This window comes from Streptococcus suis (assembly GCA_024583055.1).
In the GTDB taxonomy this organism is placed as follows: domain Bacteria; phylum Bacillota; class Bacilli; order Lactobacillales; family Streptococcaceae; genus Streptococcus; species Streptococcus suis_V.
Map to the genome: position 1 here is coordinate 1,508,491 of CP102145.1, position 17,505 is coordinate 1,525,995.

The following is a 17,505-nucleotide window of genomic DNA, read 5'->3' on the forward strand; positions in this document are numbered from 1 at the left end:
TTTTTATCTTGTTTGCTGGACCTTTAGCTCAGCTGGTTAGAGCTCTCGGCTCATAACCGAGCGGTCGTAGGTTCAAGTCCTACAAGGTCCATATTCATGGAGGATTACCCAAGTCCGGCTGAAGGGAACGGTCTTGAAAACCGTCAGGCGTGTAAAAGCGTGCGTGGGTTCGAATCCCACATCCTCCTTTTGGCTCGGTAGCTCAGTTGGTAGAGCAATGGATTGAAGCTCCATGTGTCGGCGGTTCGATTCCGTCTCGCGCCATTACCCAAGATCATCTTGGGCGCGTAGCTCAGATGGTTAGAGCGCACGCCTGATAAGCGTGAGGTCGGTGGTTCGATTCCACTCGTGCCCATTTCATTCGTTATTAAGGAGAATTACTCAAGAGGCTGAAGAGGACGGTTTGCTAAATCGTTAGGTCGGGTAACTGGCGCAAGGGTTCGAATCCCTTATTCTCCGTAGTAAAGAGATATCGTTAGATAATCTCTTTTTATTTTACACAAATTGGGTGAACAGTCATGAATAAATTTTTTCGCTATCTCTTATACGCTCTTTCAGTTGTAATTATATCGTTTTCTTTGCTTTTTCTTTCGACGAGGGTCAATATAATTAATGGATTTTCAGTCGTTACTAATGGACTTTCAACTGTTCATCGGTTTGTTGGTTGGCCTTTTCAATCCTTAGCGCGACAGAAGAATATTGTAGAAGACTTATTTGCCAGTTACCATGAAAATAGTGACCTTAAATCTTCAATTATGACACTTGGGAATGTTCAATCACAGAATGAAAGTTTGGTGAAAGAAAACGAAAACTTGAGAAAGAATCTTGCTATGAAGGAGGAGTATTCTAGCTTAGATTTTACAGCTGCTATGGTTGTTTCTCGTTCGCCAATGGCTTGGAACCAGACCCTAACGGTCGATATGGGGGAAAATGATGGAATAACCTTAAACAGTTTGGTATTGTCAAATAATGGTTTGATTGGTTTTGTTTCAGATATGACGTCGACTAGTTCAGTAGTTTCCTTGTTTACGAATGACTCTTTTGAGTTAAAAGTGCCCGTCAAGATTATTCTGGGATCTGACTCGGTTTATGGTATTCTATCTGGTTATGATGTTGAATCAAATAGCTTTATCATTTCGCAGTTGAATGAAGAAAGGGAGATAAAGGTAGGGAGTCAGGTTGTGACGAGCGATTTTGGTGGAACTGTGCCGGCAAATCTGCCAGTGGGGAAGGTTCAGTCTGTGCAGGAAAATGCAAGTAGCAGTGAAAAATCTGTATTTGTCTCACCTGCGGCTGATTTTTCCAATCTATATTCGGTGTTAATGGTTGGTAAATAATATGAGAAATAAATGGTTTCCTATTCTACTCCTAAGTTTATCTGTGCTTATTTTTCTATTGGATGGGCAACTAGCCCTCTTGTATACAAATTTTTTACCGGGATTTTTGTCAGCGAGTTCCTATCTTCTTTTTTTCTATGCCTTGTATGTTAGTTTGCAATGTCGTTTTTCTCAGACAGTTCTTCCAGTGGCTATTTTAGGTTTTCTTTTTGATATTTATTACTTAGATCTTATTGGTGTAGCTACGGTATTATTCCCAGTTCTCTTGTATTTCGTTTATTATTTTAGTGATAAGTTATCTTGGAAATTTGGGACCTTGCTTATGATGCAGTTTGTCATGATTTTCTTTTTTGAAATGATTGGCTTTCTTTTGGCACGAGTGTTTAGCTTATCTCATCTGTCTATTTTCATTTTTCTCTTCTATCATTTACTTCCAACTCTGATTATCAATACTCTGATTTTTATATTTATTTATCCATGGCTAGGCCGATTTTTTTCCATCACAGTTAAGACATAAAAGTGTAATAAACGCGTAATATTAGGGCGCATTTTTTGTGATAGAATAATAGAAGTCAGAAAGTATAGAGGAGTATCTTGCAATATGAAGAAACAAGTAATTGCTACACTATTTTTGAGCACGATCGTTCTTTCTCAAGTAGGTAATGTAGCGACAATCAGTGCAAATGATACTGATAGTAAAATTGCCGCTCAAGATGAGAAAATAAATTCGATTGCAGCTCAACAAGCTTCAGCACAAGCAGAGGTTGAAGCACTTCAAGGAAAAGTCAATGCCATCTATGCAGAACAGGATGCATTGAATGCAGAAAATGAACGGTTAGAAGAAGAATCTGCTCAATTGAGCGCTGAAATTGAGCGTCTGTCTGCGGATATTGTTTCACGTGATGGTGTCTTAAAAGAGCAAGCTCGTAGTGCTCAAGTAAATGGTTCTGCAACTAGCTATATCAATACTGTATTGGATTCAAAATCGCTCGTTGATGCAGTATCTCGTGTTAACGCTATGCGTGAAATTGTTTCGGCAAACAAACGTATGTTGGAACAACAAAAATTAGATAAAGAAGCTATTGAAGAAAAACAAATTGCTAACCAAGAAGCGATTAACGTTGTATATGCTAACAAGCAAAAATTAGAAGATGCAGCGGTTGAGTTGAAAACACAAGAAGCATCTTTGAAAGCAGCTCAATTGAACTTGGCTGCTGAAAAAGCAACTGCTGAAAATGAAAAAGCATCTTTGCTTGCTCAAAAAGCAGCTGCTGAAGAAGCAGCGCGTAAGGCGGCTGAAGAGCAAGCAGCTTATCAGGCTCGTCAAGCTGAGCTTGCGGCTAAACAAAGACAGGCTGTAGCGCCAGTTATTTCTAATACTGTTGCAGCTGCTACACCAGCTCCTGCAACTCCTGCGGCAGAGACGCCAGCTCAAGCACAGGAAGCTACACCGGCTCCTGCTCCAGCAGTTGCGGCAGCTACACCGGCTGCTGAAGCGACAACGGTTGCCACACCAGTTGTTACTTACTCTGCAGGTAATACTTATCCTGTTGGTGAATGTACATGGGGTGTTAAACAGATTGCTCCTTGGGTAGGAAACTACTGGGGTAATGGTGGTCAATGGCTTGGTTCTGCAGCGGCAGCTGGTTTCAGAACTGGTTCGACACCACAAGTTGGCGCAGTTGCAGTATGGACCAATTCTTACTATGGTCACGTTGCAGTAGTAACAGCTGTAAATGGATCTGAAATTCAGGTAATGGAATCAAACTTTAACGGTAATCGTTATGTAAGTAATTTCCGTGGCTGGTTTAATGCTAGCTCCTCAGGAATTGCTGGCTACATTTATCCAAATTAAAATTTCATAGGACGTCTATTGGAGGCGTTCTATTTTTATTTGAAAAATGGAGAAAAAAGGTTTAAAATAGATAAGTAGAAATTTTTAGGAGGCAGTCATGGCGTTTTCTGACTTAATGTTGTTTGCTTTATCATCCAATCAAAAGCTTGCAGCTGAAGTAGCAAAAGAAATGGGAATTCCTTTAGGGAAGTCAAGTGTTCGTCAATTTTCTGATGGTGAAATCCAGGTAAATATCGAAGAATCGATTCGTGGTAGCCATGTGTACATCCTTCAATCAACAAGTTCTCCTGTAAATGATAACTTGATGGAGATTTTAATTATGGTAGATGCCTTGAAGAGGGCTTCTGCTGAGTCAGTTAACGTTGTGGTGCCATACTATGGTTATGCACGCCAGGACCGTAAGGCTCGTTCTCGTGAGCCAATTACGTCAAAACTAGTAGCTAATATGTTAGAGACCGCAGGTGTAAATCGTCTCTTGACCATTGACCTCCATGCGGCACAAATTCAAGGTTTCTTTGATATTCCGGTCGACCATTTGATGGGTGCGCCTTTGATTGCAGATTATTTTGAGCGTCGTGGCATGATGGGAGATGGTTATGTGGTTGTATCTCCAGACCATGGTGGTGTGACCCGTGCACGGAAGTTGGCCCAATTCTTGAAAACACCGATTGCCATTATTGATAAGCGCCGTAGTGTCGATAAGATGAATACTTCTGAGGTTATGAATATCATCGGTGATATTAAGGGCAAGACCTGTATCTTGATTGATGATATGATTGATACGGCAGGAACAATTTGCCATGCGGCAGATGCTCTGGCCGAAGCTGGTGCAACAGCTGTCTATGCATCTTGTACCCACCCTGTCTTGTCTGGACCTGCTATGGATAATATCAGTAAGTCAGCCATAGAGAAACTGGTTGTCTTGGATACCATTGAGATTCCACAAGACCGTTTGATTGATAAGATTGAGCAGATTTCTATAGCGCATTTGTTGGCGGAAGCGATTATTCGTATCCATGAAAAACGTCCGCTGTCACCGCTGTTTGAATCACATAAAAGATAATGATGGTAAAGGGGAGCGCAAGCTTCTCTTCTTTTTTTCTGTTCATTCTGCTGGAAATGTATTATAATAAATCTATATCTTTTTGAGGTGAATGTATGAATTTATTAGATCGTTTTAATAAAAATCTCAATCGAATTGAAGTGTCTATGATTCGTCAGTTTGATCAGTCGATTTCTCATATTCCTGGAGTTTTGAAATTAACGCTGGGCGAGCCTGATTTTACGACGCCAGACCATGTCAAGGAAGCGGCTAAGGCGGCCATTGATGACAACAAGAGTTATTATACTGGTATGGCAGGTCTTTTGGAATTGCGTCAGGCGGCAGCGGAATTTGTATTTGAAAAGTACAATCTGTCCTACAATCCAGAAACAGAAATCCTGTCAACTATTGGAGCGACAGAGGCTTTGTCGGCTAGCTTGGTGGCTATCTTAGAAGCTGGAGATACGGTGCTCTTGCCTGCGCCAGCTTATCCTGGTTATGAGCCGATTGTTAATATGGTCGGGGCAGATATTGTGGAAATTGATACGACGGCCAATGATTTTGTATTGACACCAGAGATGCTGGAACAAGCCATTATCGAGCAGGGAGACAAGCTCAAGGCGGTCATTCTCAACTATCCTGCTAATCCGACTGGTGTGACCTATTCACGTGAACAGATTGCGGCCTTTGCAGATGTTTTGCGCAAATACCCAATCTTTGTCTTGTCTGATGAGGTTTATGCTGAATTGACCTACACAGGTCAGCCTCATACGTCGATTGCGGAGTTTTTGCCTGAGCAGACCATTCTCATTCAAGGTCTGTCCAAATCCCATGCTATGACGGGATGGCGGATTGGTTTAATCATGAGTCAGGCGCCTATTATTGCGCAGATTATCAAGAGCCACCAGTACTTGGTGACAGCGGCATCGACAGCTATGCAGTACGGTGCGGTTGAGGCTTTGAAAAATGGTAAGGATGATGCTCTACCGATGCGAGCGGAGTACATCAAGCGTCGGGATTATATTATCGAGAAGATGACGGAGTTGGGCTTTAAGATTATCAAGCCAGATGGCGCCTTTTACATTTTTGCGAAAATTCCTGCGGGCTATAGTCAAGATTCCTTTAGCTTCTTACAGGAATTTGCCCAGAAAAAGGCGGTGGCCTTTATTCCGGGTGCGGCTTTCGGTCAATATGGTGAGGGCTATGTGCGGATTTCCTATGCAGCCAGCATGGAGTCTATCCAAACAGCCATGGTCCGTCTAAAAGAGTTTTTAGAAGAAAATGGAGCGAATTGAGACAAGGGGATTAGTCCTTTATAATCGCAATTATCGAGAAGATGACAAGTTGGTCAAGATTTTTACGGAACAGGCTGGCAAGCGGATGTTTTTCGTGAAACATGCCTCTAAGTCCAAGTTGGTTGCGGCTATTCAGCCCTTGACCTATGCGGATTTTATTGTCAAAATCAAAGAAGAGGGTTTGTGCTATATCGAGGATTTTCATCAGGTTCAGCTCTTCAAGGAAATCAATGGGGATATTTTCAAGCTCAGCTACGCAACTTATTTGATGGCCTTGGCGGATGCTGCCTTGCAAGATAGGGTTCATGATGCGCTGCTCTTTGCCTTTTTGGTTAAGACTTTGGATTTGATGGAATCGGGCTTGGACTATGAGATTTTGACCAATATTTTTGAAATTCAACTGCTGGAGCGGTTTGGAATTGGGCTTAATTTTCACGAGTGTGCTTTTTGTCACCGAGTTGGCCTGCCTTTTGACTATTCCTATCAATACAGTGGCGTTCTCTGTCCGCAACATTATCATAAGGATGAACGAAGGGCTCATCTGGACCCCAATGTGCCCTACTTGCTGGACCAATTTCAGGCCATTTCTTTTGATGATTTAGAAACCATTTCGATCAAGCCGGACATGAAACGGAAGTTGCGGCTCTTTATCGACCAGCTCTATGAGGAATATGTCGGTATTCACTTGAAGTCCAAGAAATTTATCGATGATTTGTCGTCTTGGGGGCAGATTATGAAGTCAGAAGAATAAGAACAGCCTTCTCAATGGAGAGGGCTGTTTTGTAGATATTCCGGTAATTCTGTTTGGACTTGGTGTGGTGTCAGGACAGCTAGGAAGGAGAGGTGACTACGGAAGCAGACTTGGTAGTCAGGCTCTTCATCAATCAAGATGAGCTGTCCAGTGTCATCTCGCTGGCGAATGGTTTTTGCTACCTTCATTCCATCCCAGAATATGTTTTGAGGGATATTTATGATAAAATAGTAGTTAATTTGACGGGCGATGGGAAAATCTTTTTTGTGTTTGACTTGGAAGGGTTGCTCCAGTTTGTTTAAAATCCTCTCTATCGTGTTTGGATAGAAGAATGGTTTTAGGATATAGAACATGTAGGCTCCTTTCTTTGATTTATCTTAGTATAGGATATTTTAGAGAAAATAAGCTGGTGCTGTCATGAACAGTCTTTATTTTGTCATGAATGGGGGATGAGATGTTACGGATTTTTATCTTGGAAGATGATTTTATGCAACAAGCTAGGTTGGAGCAGGCGATTGAGGAAGCTGTAAAAACGAGTGACGTTGTCTATAAGACCTTAGAAGTGTTTGGTAAACCTCAGCAGTTATTGGAGGCTGTGACAGAGACTGGAAATCATCAGCTCTTTTTCCTAGATATTGAGATTAGAGGTGAGGAGAAGAAAGGGATGGAGATTGCACGGGAGATTCGGACGCGTGATCCACATGCTGTAATTGTCTTTGTGACGACACATTCGGAATTTATGCCTTTGACCTATAAGTACCGTGTGTCAGCTCTTGATTTTATTGATAAGGGGCTGGAAGAATCAGCTTTCAAGGAAGCGGTGGCGGATGTTCTCCAACATGCTTACGATCATATCAGCCAGACAGTGAGTGATGATTCTTTTGTCTTCAAGAGTGAGTTTTCTCAGATTCAGGTGCCGTTTTCAGATATTTTGTATTTTGAAACCTCTTCAACACCTCATAAGGTCGTCTTGACAACCAAGTCAGGTCATATGGAGTTTTATGGCAAGGTGTCAGATATTGCAAAAACGGATGGACGTTTGTACCAGAGCCATCGGGCTTTTGTGGTCAATCCTGCTAATATTCTTCGTGTGGATGCTGTGGAGCGGATGGTGTATTTTGAACAGGAGGAATCTTGCTTGGTCTCTCGAATGAAACTGAAAGGTTTGCTGGAAAGGGTAGGGAAATGATGGCTATTGGTTTAGTATTTCTAGTGTCTTTTATTGACTGGATTATTAAGCTGAGGTTGTTTAATCAGCTGACGCAGCTTGAACTGAAATGGTGGCGATTGTTTGTTTTCTCAGGTCTATTCTCGGGATTATTCCTCCTTTTTCCAGACAGTGTTCCTTACCTTGAACCCTTTTATTTCTTGGTCTATCTTTTGATATTTCAACGGTCTTGGACTTGGTCTCAATCATTGTTCTACGGTTTGGCACCTTTTGTCTTGGTTGATTTATTTCAGCGAACCTTTGGGATTTATCATCTCAAATGGACGACTTTTCAACTATGGCAGATGAGTCTGGAATGGTTAGATTTTATCTTTGTTGTAGTGGTACTCTTGATGTTTATTCCGTTTTATCGTGTCTTCATCCGTCTGATGGGAATGGATGTTCAACACATGAAGAAAGTTTTTGTCTATCCGAAGTTTAAAAAGAGTCTGAGGAATCTGATTTATTCTATGGTTTTCTATGTTGTGGTAGTACATACGTTTCTCGTTTTGGGGCAGTCGGTAGGTGAAATGGACTTTTCAGTGTCGCTTGGTATTGGCGATAGTCTGGTTGTCCTAGATTTTATCAAGATTTACTTTGCTTACTTTATCGGTAGTCTCTTTTTCCTTAATGCCAAGTTAAAAGAGCAGTTAAGTGAGGAATTGCAAGAGGTCAAGGATGCTCAATTATCTTCTTTGGAAGACTACAGTCAGCATGTGGAAAGCCTGTATAAGGACATCAGGAGTTTTCGACATGACTATACCAATATCTTGGTCAGTCTGAATGAAGCTATCAAGCAGGAAGATGTCAGTGAAATCAGGGCTATCTATCAAACGGTTTTAGTAGGGACAGACCAGAAATTTTATCAAGATGCCTATGATATTGGAAATCTAGCTCATCTGGATAATACTGCGATGAAAAGTATTTTATCTGCTAAGCTGATGGAAGCTCAAAGTCGAGGGATTCAGCTGACCGTTGAGATAGAAGAAGCCAGCACCGCTCCAGTAGGAATCGAATTGCTGGATATGGTGACCATCTTATCAATCTTTTTAGACAATGCCATAGAGGCAGCCAGTTTGTCAGCTGAGGAGAGTCTGCTTGTGGCCTATTTTGAAGACCAAGGTGAAAAAATCCTTATCATCGAAAATAGTACAGTGGAAGAACGGCTTCAAACAAAATCTATCTTTTCTTATGGAAAATCCAGTAAGGGAGAAGGGCGAGGGATTGGTTTGGCCAATGTGCAGAAAATCCTGTCACACTATCCATCTATTAGACTGGTGACGACTAGTCAGGCTTTTCGATTCCGTCAAGAACTACATGTGCCACATACGGTTAAAACATAATATTTACCGTTCATGACAAATAAACGACCATTCATTAGAGTGGTCATTTTTTATTGCTCTTTTGGTTTATACTCTTCTTGTAATACAAATCAATACTCTTCGAAAATCAAAATCAGGCGTTGTTGACTTGATTTGATGACTGAAAAGCTCCAGTGGAGGTTTTCAGCCTGTTACTTGAAAATATGAAAAGTAACAGAGTTCTATCTGCGCCATATAGACACGAACGATGTTCGCTCTATTTCCAACCTCCAAAGGTTCCCCAAACCTTTGGAGCTAGCCTGAATTTGATTTTCATTGAGTAGTAGTCCTAAGGAGTTAAATTATGAATCTGTTTCCTTCAGTATTTCAATCCGTTTTTAAAAGACGTGATGTGAATATTCTTTTAGCATTTGCCTTCTTGCCCTTGCTAGTATCTAGCTTGGCTGGTATAGGAGCTCAAATCAACACAGATGTGGCAAGTAGTTGGCTTTCCTTTATCGTGTCGGCTTTGGAGTTGCAATTCCAGTTGGTCTTACCTGCCTTAATCATGGGTTTTATCGTATCGTCGGTCTTTCGTGATGAGATTGGTTCAGGAATCCTGTTTCTTTACAAGGATATCAAGAAATCCAGCATTCTTCATGCCAAGTTGCTCAGTCTCTTTACTGTCTATACGATTTACTTCTTTGGGACGGTTCTTATCGCTAGCCTGACTTATGTTGTTACCATTGCTCCCCAGTATGGTTTCCACTGGCTTCCTGCTAATCAAGCTGCCTATAGTTGGCTTTATATCCTGACGATGATTGGCTTAAATCTGATTTTGCTTAGTCTGGTAGCGGCAGTATCTATCAAGCGAACAACCATAATGGCTGTCTTGACTGGGGTACTTTTTAACCTTTTTGCTCAAATCGCTCCACTTTTAAATGGTTTTCGCTATACTTTCCCACAGACCTATGCGACCAAACTAGCTGGACAGTTTCCATTTGGACTTGCTCTTGCCATTAGTCTAGGTTTGATTCTGTTATATTTTGGATTGGCTTATCGTTCGGCACGCAAGAATTTTGAAAAAATTGAATATTAAAAGATACCTAAGAAAGAGAGAATAACAATGCTTACAATCAAGAACCTATCAAAACAATTTGCTGGAAATGACTTTTACTCATTAAAAGATGTGAGTTTGGAGATTAAAAAAGGTGAAATCGTCGGCCTTATCGGTAAAAACGGTGCTGGGAAATCGACCTTGATGAAACTAATGGCTAAATCCCTCAAGCCGACAACAGGAAGCATTACCTATAATGGTGTGGATATTCATACGGCAGATAACTTGCTCAAGGATTTTGGGATTATGATTGACCCTGTTTTCTATCCAGAAATGTCGGTTATTGATAATTTGAAGTTTTACCTGACCTTGCATGGTAGAACAGAGATGTTTCCAAATATTGAAAAGACTCTCAAGCTCTTAGACTTGTGGGAGGCGCGCAACCGTAAACCAAAAGGGTTCTCATTTGGTATGAAACAGCGGACAGCTCTGGCTATTGCGATGGTAGCAGAGCCAGACTTCCTTATCTTAGATGAGCCTTTCGTGGGCTTGGACCCTGTCGGTGTCCAACAGTTGATTGATATTCTCAAATCTTGGTCACAGGAACGCAATATCTCTATGCTGATTTCCAGTCACCAGCTTGGCGAGTTGGAAGCTCTCTGTGAGCGTTATGTCTATATCGAAAAAGGTCAGTTGGCAGATGAGTTTGCTGGGCAGTCAGCTCCGAGTGTCTTGGTAGAGGTCAATAGCAGAGCAGATAAGGAAGCTCTCTCAGCCTATCTGACAGAGGCAATCACTCTGGATGGGGATGTGCTAGAGATTTCCACTCAGGCAAATAGTGGAGAGCTCAATGCTGTCTTAGCCTACCTAGCTAGTCAAAACTTGATCAGCAAGCTTCATGTAAAACAAAACCACTTGAAAGAAATTTTTAGTCGAGGTGAATAGTATGTTAGCAATTTTTAAACCTGTTTTTGCCAGTGTTTGGAAGAGGAAGGAAACTAAGATTTTCCTTGCCTTTGCCCTCCTCTTTCCGACTCTTTTTCTGGCTTCAACCTTTTTACCAAAAGGTTCCAACTTCATGGTGCCTGGTGTAAGCGACGGTTATCTTTATTCATTTGTAGCTTTGACTAGTAGTTTATTTAAGTCTTCAAATGCCTTTACTCTACCTATCCTTGCCCTTTTCTATCTGACCTATACGGTCTTTAAGGGTGAGGCGGATAGCCATACCATGTTTCTCTATAAGGACATTAAGCGTCAGGACATCTTTTGGGCCAAGGTATTGAGTCTGGTGATGATTGTTCTTATTTATACAGGAATCTTCCTATTGGTGATGGTGGTATATTACTATACTCGTATTGGTTATTTGGATTATGCTACCTTGACCTTCTGGGATCATCTGGCGGATGAAAATGCAGGGTTTGCTCAAAGTATCCTTGGCGGTATGCTAGATATGTTGGTCTGTGTCTTGCTGGCTGCTTGTGTTTCCTTGTACTCAGGGGTCGGAGCGACTATGGCAGTTGCCTTTGGTTACTCACTTGGGTCAAGTATTTTAGCAGTATTTGGTTTGGCTAGCTTCTTTCCAACTGGTAATATTAATGCCTTGTATGAAGGAGCAAGCCTGTTTTCAACATTAGGAGCATCTGTTTTGGTTACTTTGGTTTATTCGACGGTATTAGCCTATCTGACATTGAAGTATTTTAAAAAGATGGAGTTTTAAGATCTTATCCCCTTTCTTGCTGCTAGAAGGGGGATTTTGTTTTGATCTGCTATTTTCAATAATAGGAAAAAAGATGAAATCGTGCTATAATATCTCTAAGACTAAAGTGAAGGAACTAGATAGATGAAACGTATTGCAGTAGATGCTATGGGTGGGGACCATGCCCCTCAGGCGGTCATTGAAGGGGTTAATCAGGCCCTCAAGGAATTTTCGGATATTGAAATTCAGCTCTATGGGGATGAGGCTAAAATCAAGCCCTATTTGACAGCGTCGGAGCGAGTGACCATTATCCATACGGATGAGAAAATCAATTCGGATGATGAACCAGTTCGAGCTATTCGTCGCAAGAAAAACTCTTCTATGGTTTTGGCGACTCAGGCTGTTAAGGATGGGCAGGCGGATGCAGTGCTATCAGCTGGAAATACGGGGGCTCTTCTGGCGGCAGGTGTCTTTGTTGTCGGTCGTATTAAGAATATTGATCGTCCCGGACTCATGTCCACTCTGCCGACTATGGATGGCAAGGGCTTTGATATGATGGATTTGGGGGCCAATGCAGAAAATACAGCCCATCACCTCTATCAGTATGGGATTATGGGCTCCTTCTACGCAGAGCATGTGCGTGGGGTCAAGAATCCGCGCGTGGCTCTCTTGAACAATGGTACGGAGGAAACAAAGGGAACACCTGTGCATCAAGAGGCTTTTGCTCTTCTCAGTCAGGAACCGTCTATCAACTTTATCGGCAATGTGGAGGCGCGTGAGTTGCTCAACGGCGTTGCTGATGTGGTTGTGACCGATGGTTTCACGGGAAACGCTGTATTGAAAACAGTTGAAGGAACGGCTAAGTCTATCGTCGGTCAGTTAACAGGTGCTATCAAATCAGGTAGTTTCCTAGCCAAAATCGGTGGTCTCTTGCTCAAACCGACCTTGAAGAAGGCTCTAGGAGCCTTGGATTACAAGACAGCAGGCGGTGCGGTCTTATTAGGACTCAAAGCTCCGGTTATTAAGGCACACGGGTCTAGCGATGCAACAGCTATTTTCTATACGATAAAGCAGGTTCGTCAGATTTTGGATGCCAATATAGTAGAAAAATCAGTGGCCAAATTTTCACCAGTGGAGAACAATCATGACTAGAGAGCAAGTTTATCAGAAGATTGTGGAGATGATTCAAGAGGAGAAGGGAGAGGACTTTCTTGTCCAGCCTGATTCTTCCTTGATGGACAATATTGCCCAAGATTCAGTTGAGGTCATGGAATTTGTTCTTAATTTGGAAGATGAATTTGGTGTCGACGTGCCAGATGCTGCCATTGAGCGATTCGAGACCTTGGCTGATATAGCAGATTTTATTTATGATGAAAAACAAAAACGTTCGTAGTTTACGGGCGTTTTTCTTTATTTTTTGTAAATGATTAGGTTATGCTTTGAATTGACGAATATTATCTGATAAGATAGAGTAATAGACTAGTATATCTTATGAAAGGCGAACATTCTCATGAAAACAGACCTTATCTATTCAGGAAAAGCTAAGGATATTTACGCAACGACGGATGACCAGCAAATTGTGGCGGTTTACAAGGATCAGGCGACGGCTTTTAATGGTGGGAAGAAAGAAGAGGTAGTTGGCAAGGGGCGACTCAACAATCTGATTTCTTCCTTGATTTTTGAAAAGATGGAGGCTGCAGGAATTGCAACTCACTTTATCAAACGCCTGTCTGATATCGAGCAGCTCAATAAAAAGGTGGACATCATTCCGCTGGAAGTGGTCTTGCGCAATGTCACGGCTGGTTCTTTTTCCAAACGTTTTGGGGTGGAAGAAGGGCTAGAACTTGCGACGCCTATTGTAGAATTTTACTATAAAAACGATGACTTAGATGATCCTTTTATCAATGACGAACACGTTGCTTTTCTGGATTTAGCAAGTGCAGAGGATCTTGCCTATATCAAGGACGAAACAAGACGAATCAATGGGTTCTTGAAGGAATTGTTTGCTCAGATTGGTCTGCGCTTGGTCGATTTTAAGCTGGAATTCGGCTATGACAAGGATGGTCATATTCTATTGGCGGATGAATTTTCGCCAGATAATTGCCGTCTATGGGATGCGGACGGTAATCATCTGGACAAGGATGTTTTCCGGAGAAATCTTGGGTCTCTAACGGATGTTTATGAGTTGGTATTGACAAAATTGCAGGAAGTGAAATAGGGGATTGGTAGCTTAGATATGGCGAAACGGATTTTTGTTGAGAAGAAGGCGGATTTTCAGATTAAGGCGGAGGCCTTGCTCAAGGAATTAGTCCACAATTTGCAGTTGAACAGTCTGTCTAGTCTGCGCTTAGTGCAGGTTTACGATGTCTTTGGCTTGGAAGAAGACTTGTTTGAGCAGGCAGTCAAGCATATTTTTACTGAGCAGGTGACGGATAAGGTCTTGACCGAGCAAGATTTGGAGCTAGATCAGGCAGTTTCTTTCGCGATTGAGGCCTTACCGGGACAATTTGACCAGCGAGCAGCGAGTGCACAGGAGGCTCTTTTGCTCTTGGGCAGCCGTCAGGATGCTCGTGTCAATACAGGTCAGCTTTACATTTTGAATGCAGATGTGACCGAGGACGACTTAGCTGCGATTAAGAAATACTTGCTCAACCCAGTTGATTCTCGCTTTAAGGATATGGATGCACCTCTTTTGGCTCAGGAATTTTCTGTATCTGATGCGACAATTCCGACCTTGGACTTTTTTGAAACCTATACGGAAGCAGATTTTGCGGCCTACAAGCGAGAAGTTGGTTTAGCCATGGAAGTGGCAGACTTGCTTTTCATTCAGGACTATTTCAAATCCATCGGCCGTGTGCCAACCGAGACAGAGCTCAAGGTCTTGGATACTTACTGGTCTGATCACTGTCGCCATACAACTTTTGAGACTGAATTGCGCACCATTGATTTTTCAGCGTCACAATTCCAAAAGCAATTGCAGGCAACCTATGACAAATACTTGGCTATGCGAGAGGAGTTAGGGCGGTCTGATAAGCCACAAACCCTTATGGACATGGCAACCATTTTCGGTCGTTATGAGCGTGCCAATGGTCGCTTGGACGATATGGAAGTATCGGACGAAATCAATGCCTGCTCAGTCGAGATTGAAGTGGATGTGGACGGTGTCAAAGAGCCTTGGTTGCTCATGTTTAAGAATGAAACTCACAACCATCCGACGGAAATTGAACCCTTTGGTGGTGCTGCGACCTGTATCGGTGGTGCCATCCGTGATCCGCTTTCTGGTCGTTCATACGTTTATCAGGCCATGCGGATTTCAGGCGCGGGCGATATTACACAACCTCTTTCTGAGACGCGAGAGGGTAAGTTACCACAGCAGATTATTTCGAAAACGGCTGCGCACGGTTATTCTTCTTACGGCAACCAGATTGGTCTGGCAACGACTTATGTCCGTGAATATTTCCACCCAGGATTTGTAGCCAAACGAATGGAGCTAGGAGCAGTTGTCGGTGCGGCTCCTAAGGAAAATGTAGTCCGTGAGAAACCAGTTGCAGGAGATGTGGTAATCTTGCTAGGCGGTAAGACTGGACGTGACGGCATTGGTGGTGCAACAGGATCATCTAAGGTTCAGACGGTTGAGTCTGTTGAAACAGCTGGTGCAGAAGTTCAAAAAGGAAATGCCATCGAAGAGCGCAAAATTCAACGCCTCTTCCGCAATGGCGATGTAACGCGTCTAATTAAGAAGTCCAACGACTTCGGTGCGGGTGGTGTCTGTGTTGCTATCGGCGAATTGGCAGACGGTTTGGAAATTGATTTGGACAAGGTGCCACTCAAATATGCCGGTCTCAATGGTACTGAAATCGCGATTTCTGAGTCGCAAGAGCGCATGGCAGTCGTGGTCCGTCCTCAAGATGTGGAAACTTTCATCGCAGCCTGTGAGACAGAGAATATTTATGCCGTAGTTGTAGCGACGGTTACTGAGAAAGCCAACTTGGTGATGACTTGGAATGGTCAACGAATTGTCGATATTGAACGAGCTTTCCTAGATACTAACGGTGTGCGCGTCGTGGTTGATGCCAAGGTTGTTGACAAGGCTGTCAACCTGCCAGAAAGCCGTCAAACCTCTGTCGAAACCCTAGCGACAGATGTGAAAGCTGTCCTGTCAGATCTCAATCATACCAGTCAAAAAGGGCTACAGACCATTTTCGACTCTTCTGTTGGTCGGTCAACAGTCAACCATCCACTCGGTGGTCGCCATCAGTTGACGCCTACAGAGGCTTCTGTCCAAAAAATACCGGTACAGAATGGGATCACTAGCACAGCATCTGTCATGGCCCAAGGCTATCATCCTTATTTAGCGGAGTGGTCGCCATATCACGGGGCTGCTTATGCTGTTATTGAAGCGACAGCTCGCTTGGTTGCGGCAGGTGCCAACTGGTCCAAGGCTCGTTTCTCTTATCAGGAGTATTTTGAGCGGATGGACAAGCAAGCGGAGCGCTTTGGTCAGCCAGTAGCAGCTCTTCTGGGCTCCATTGAGGCGCAGATCCAGATCGGTTTACCATCTATTGGGGGCAAGGACTCCATGTCAGGAACCTTCGAGGAGTTGACGGTTCCGCCGACCTTGGTTGCGTTTGGGGTAACGACTGCGGATAGTCGCAAGGTTCTCTCACCTGAGTTCAAGGCAGCAGGCCAGTATATTTATTACCTGCCTGGTCAAGCCTTATCAGTAGACATTGATTTTGACTTGATCAAGTCTAATTTTGAGACTTTTGAAAAATTGCAGAGCCAGTATTCGATTACGGCTGCTAGCGCCGTCAAGTACGGTGGTGTCTTAGAAAGTCTGGCTCTTATGACCTTTGGAAATCATATGGGTGCAAGAGTCCAATTAGAGCAAGTTGAAACTAGCTTGAAAGGTCAGTTGGGTGGATTTGTCTTTACTTCAGCAGAGGAAATTGACAGAGCCCTTAAAATCGGTCAAACGACAGCTGACTTTACACTGGTTGTCAACGGTGTCAACTTATCAGGAGCAGAATTGCAAGCGGCTTTTGAAGGGACATTAGAAGAAGTCTATCCAACAACATTTGACCAAGCAAGTGAATTGCAGGAAGTTCCAGCTGTTGCCTCAGAAGCAGTTATCAAGGCTACAGAAAAGGTTGATCAGCCATTGGTTTACATTCCAGTATTCCCGGGAACCAATTCGGAATACGACTCGGCCAAGGCTTTTGAACAGGCTGGTGCCAAGGTCAAATTGGTTCCTTTCGTGACGCTGGATGCGGCAAGTATTGAGCAGTCGGTTGACACCATGGTTGACAACATTGACAAGGCAAATATTCTCTTCTTTGCTGGTGGATTTTCTGCGGCAGATGAGCCAGATGGGTCAGCTAAGTTTATCGTGACTATTTTGCGCAATGCCAAGGTTCGCTCAGCTATTGACAGTTTTATCGAAAAAGGCGGTCTGATCATCGGTATTTGTAATGGTTTCCAAGCACTTGTCAAATCTGGACTCTTACCATACGGAAACTTTGAAGAGGCGAATGAAACCAGTCCAACCCTCTTTTACAATGATGCCAATCAGCACGTTGCTAAGATGGTGGAGACGCGGATTGCCAATGTCAATTCACCGTGGTTGGCAGGTGTGCAGGTCGGAGATATTCATGCTATCCCGGTATCGCATGGCGAAGGGAAATTTGTCGTGACAGATGAGGAATTTGCAACCTTGCGTGACAATGGACAAATTTTCAGCCAGTATGTGGACTTTGACGGTCAACCTTCCATGGATAGCCGTTACAATCCGAATGGCTCTAGCCACGCTATTGAGGGAATCACAAGTAAGAATGGTCAAATTATCGGAAAAATGGGACACTCTGAACGCTATGAGGATGGGCTTTTCCAAAATATTCCTGGTAAGAAAGATCAAGGTCTCTTCGCAGCAGCGGTAAGCTATTTTACTGGAAAATAATTAGGGAA

General features: G+C 43.0%; 16 protein-coding genes and 5 tRNA genes. 20 read left to right on the top strand and 1 reads right to left on the bottom strand.

What is annotated here, in order from left to right:
* The first annotated feature begins 17 nt into the window (after positions 1–17).
* The 11 genes from NQZ91_07535 (at position 18) to recO (ending at position 6,280) form a co-directional block, all read left to right on the top strand.
* Positions 18–91, top strand: a tRNA-Ile gene (locus tag NQZ91_07535).
* Between the two features lie 7 nt (positions 92–98).
* Positions 99–188, top strand: a tRNA-Ser gene (locus tag NQZ91_07540).
* A gap of 3 nt (positions 189–191) precedes the next feature.
* Positions 192–264: transfer RNA gene (locus NQZ91_07545), tRNA-Phe, on the top strand.
* Positions 265–281: 17 nt separating this feature from the next.
* A tRNA-Ile gene (locus NQZ91_07550) sits at positions 282–355 on the top strand.
* A 16-nt stretch (positions 356–371) separates the two neighbouring features.
* Positions 372–459: transfer RNA gene (locus NQZ91_07555), tRNA-Ser, on the top strand.
* 59 nt (positions 460–518) lie between these two features.
* On the top strand, positions 519–1,337 hold the full coding sequence (gene mreC / locus NQZ91_07560; GenBank protein ID UUM57234.1) for a rod shape-determining protein MreC: 819 nt from the start codon (positions 519–521) through the stop codon (positions 1,335–1,337).
* A gap of 1 nt (position 1,338) precedes the next feature.
* Positions 1,339–1,854 carry a rod shape-determining protein MreD gene (locus NQZ91_07565; protein UUM57235.1) on the top strand — a complete coding sequence of 172 codons (516 nt, stop codon included), beginning with the start codon at positions 1,339–1,341 and terminating at the stop codon, positions 1,852–1,854.
* A gap of 84 nt (positions 1,855–1,938) precedes the next feature.
* Positions 1,939–3,192 carry a CHAP domain-containing protein gene (locus NQZ91_07570; protein UUM57236.1) on the top strand — a complete coding sequence of 418 codons (1,254 nt, stop codon included), beginning with the start codon at positions 1,939–1,941 and terminating at the stop codon, positions 3,190–3,192.
* Between the two features lie 97 nt (positions 3,193–3,289).
* Positions 3,290–4,255 (top strand): ribose-phosphate diphosphokinase, encoded by a 966-nt coding sequence (locus tag NQZ91_07575; protein UUM57237.1) that lies wholly within the window; start codon positions 3,290–3,292, stop codon positions 4,253–4,255.
* 95 nt (positions 4,256–4,350) lie between these two features.
* Positions 4,351–5,529 (top strand): pyridoxal phosphate-dependent aminotransferase, encoded by a 1,179-nt coding sequence (locus tag NQZ91_07580; GenBank protein UUM57238.1) that lies wholly within the window; start codon positions 4,351–4,353, stop codon positions 5,527–5,529.
* Positions 5,516–6,280 carry a DNA repair protein RecO gene (gene recO, locus NQZ91_07585; protein UUM57239.1) on the top strand — a complete coding sequence of 255 codons (765 nt, stop codon included), beginning with the start codon at positions 5,516–5,518 and terminating at the stop codon, positions 6,278–6,280. The genes NQZ91_07580 and recO overlap by 14 nt, the downstream gene beginning before the upstream one ends.
* Positions 6,281–6,291: 11 nt before the next feature.
* On the opposite strand, the gene NQZ91_07590 is transcribed toward recO, so the two are convergent.
* Positions 6,292–6,633, bottom strand: a complete 342-nt coding sequence (locus NQZ91_07590) for a hypothetical protein (protein ID UUM57240.1) — start codon at positions 6,631–6,633, stop codon at positions 6,292–6,294.
* Between the two features lie 101 nt (positions 6,634–6,734).
* On the opposite strand from NQZ91_07590, the gene NQZ91_07595 reads away from it, so the two are divergent.
* From NQZ91_07595 to NQZ91_07635, 9 genes are all read left to right on the top strand, one after another.
* Positions 6,735–7,469 carry a response regulator transcription factor gene (locus tag NQZ91_07595; protein ID UUM57241.1) on the top strand — a complete coding sequence of 245 codons (735 nt, stop codon included), beginning with the start codon at positions 6,735–6,737 and terminating at the stop codon, positions 7,467–7,469.
* A 191-nt stretch (positions 7,470–7,660) separates the two neighbouring features.
* On the top strand, positions 7,661–8,830 hold the full coding sequence (locus NQZ91_07600) for a GHKL domain-containing protein (GenBank protein ID UUM57242.1): 1,170 nt from the start codon (positions 7,661–7,663) through the stop codon (positions 8,828–8,830).
* Between the two features lie 322 nt (positions 8,831–9,152).
* On the top strand, positions 9,153–9,887 hold the full coding sequence (locus NQZ91_07605) for a hypothetical protein (GenBank protein UUM57243.1): 735 nt from the start codon (positions 9,153–9,155) through the stop codon (positions 9,885–9,887).
* A 27-nt stretch (positions 9,888–9,914) separates the two neighbouring features.
* Positions 9,915–10,790 (top strand): ABC transporter ATP-binding protein, encoded by an 876-nt coding sequence (locus tag NQZ91_07610; protein UUM57244.1) that lies wholly within the window; start codon positions 9,915–9,917, stop codon positions 10,788–10,790.
* Between the two features lies 1 nt (position 10,791).
* Positions 10,792–11,562 (top strand): hypothetical protein, encoded by a 771-nt coding sequence (locus tag NQZ91_07615; GenBank protein UUM57245.1) that lies wholly within the window; start codon positions 10,792–10,794, stop codon positions 11,560–11,562.
* Positions 11,563–11,685: 123 nt separating this feature from the next.
* A complete protein-coding gene (gene plsX, locus NQZ91_07620) occupies positions 11,686–12,693 on the top strand; it encodes a phosphate acyltransferase PlsX (protein ID UUM57246.1) in 1,008 nt (335 codons plus the stop codon).
* A complete protein-coding gene (locus NQZ91_07625) occupies positions 12,686–12,934 on the top strand; it encodes a phosphopantetheine-binding protein (protein ID UUM57247.1) in 249 nt (82 codons plus the stop codon). The genes plsX and NQZ91_07625 overlap by 8 nt, the downstream gene beginning before the upstream one ends.
* A gap of 117 nt (positions 12,935–13,051) precedes the next feature.
* Positions 13,052–13,759, top strand: coding sequence for a phosphoribosylaminoimidazolesuccinocarboxamide synthase (locus NQZ91_07630; GenBank protein UUM57248.1), 708 nt, complete (start codon positions 13,052–13,054; stop codon positions 13,757–13,759).
* An 18-nt stretch (positions 13,760–13,777) separates the two neighbouring features.
* Positions 13,778–17,497, top strand: a complete 3,720-nt coding sequence (locus tag NQZ91_07635; GenBank protein ID UUM57249.1) for a phosphoribosylformylglycinamidine synthase — start codon at positions 13,778–13,780, stop codon at positions 17,495–17,497.
* Positions 17,498–17,505: the final 8 nt, after the last annotated feature.

What these genes read in the sequence shown, in the direction of transcription:
- plsX (UUM57246.1), top strand. Translation starts at nt 11,686, where the DNA reads ATGAAACGTATTGCAGTAGATGCTATGGGTGGGGACCATGCCCCTCAG.
- NQZ91_07575 (UUM57237.1), top strand. Translation starts at nt 3,290, where the DNA reads ATGGCGTTTTCTGACTTAATGTTGTTTGCTTTATCATCCAATCAAAAG.
- NQZ91_07595 (UUM57241.1), top strand. Translation starts at nt 6,735, where the DNA reads ATGTTACGGATTTTTATCTTGGAAGATGATTTTATGCAACAAGCTAGG.
- NQZ91_07590 (UUM57240.1), bottom strand. Translation starts at nt 6,633, where the DNA reads ATGTTCTATATCCTAAAACCATTCTTCTATCCAAACACGATAGAGAGG.
- NQZ91_07630 (UUM57248.1), top strand. Translation starts at nt 13,052, where the DNA reads ATGAAAACAGACCTTATCTATTCAGGAAAAGCTAAGGATATTTACGCA.
- NQZ91_07625 (UUM57247.1), top strand. Translation starts at nt 12,686, where the DNA reads ATGACTAGAGAGCAAGTTTATCAGAAGATTGTGGAGATGATTCAAGAG.
- NQZ91_07570 (UUM57236.1), top strand. Translation starts at nt 1,939, where the DNA reads ATGAAGAAACAAGTAATTGCTACACTATTTTTGAGCACGATCGTTCTT.
- NQZ91_07615 (UUM57245.1), top strand. Translation starts at nt 10,792, where the DNA reads ATGTTAGCAATTTTTAAACCTGTTTTTGCCAGTGTTTGGAAGAGGAAG.
- NQZ91_07610 (UUM57244.1), top strand. Translation starts at nt 9,915, where the DNA reads ATGCTTACAATCAAGAACCTATCAAAACAATTTGCTGGAAATGACTTT.
- mreC (UUM57234.1), top strand. Translation starts at nt 519, where the DNA reads ATGAATAAATTTTTTCGCTATCTCTTATACGCTCTTTCAGTTGTAATT.
- recO (UUM57239.1), top strand. Translation starts at nt 5,516, where the DNA reads ATGGAGCGAATTGAGACAAGGGGATTAGTCCTTTATAATCGCAATTAT.
- NQZ91_07635 (UUM57249.1), top strand. Translation starts at nt 13,778, where the DNA reads ATGGCGAAACGGATTTTTGTTGAGAAGAAGGCGGATTTTCAGATTAAG.
- NQZ91_07605 (UUM57243.1), top strand. Translation starts at nt 9,153, where the DNA reads ATGAATCTGTTTCCTTCAGTATTTCAATCCGTTTTTAAAAGACGTGAT.
- NQZ91_07580 (UUM57238.1), top strand. Translation starts at nt 4,351, where the DNA reads ATGAATTTATTAGATCGTTTTAATAAAAATCTCAATCGAATTGAAGTG.
- NQZ91_07565 (UUM57235.1), top strand. Translation starts at nt 1,339, where the DNA reads ATGAGAAATAAATGGTTTCCTATTCTACTCCTAAGTTTATCTGTGCTT.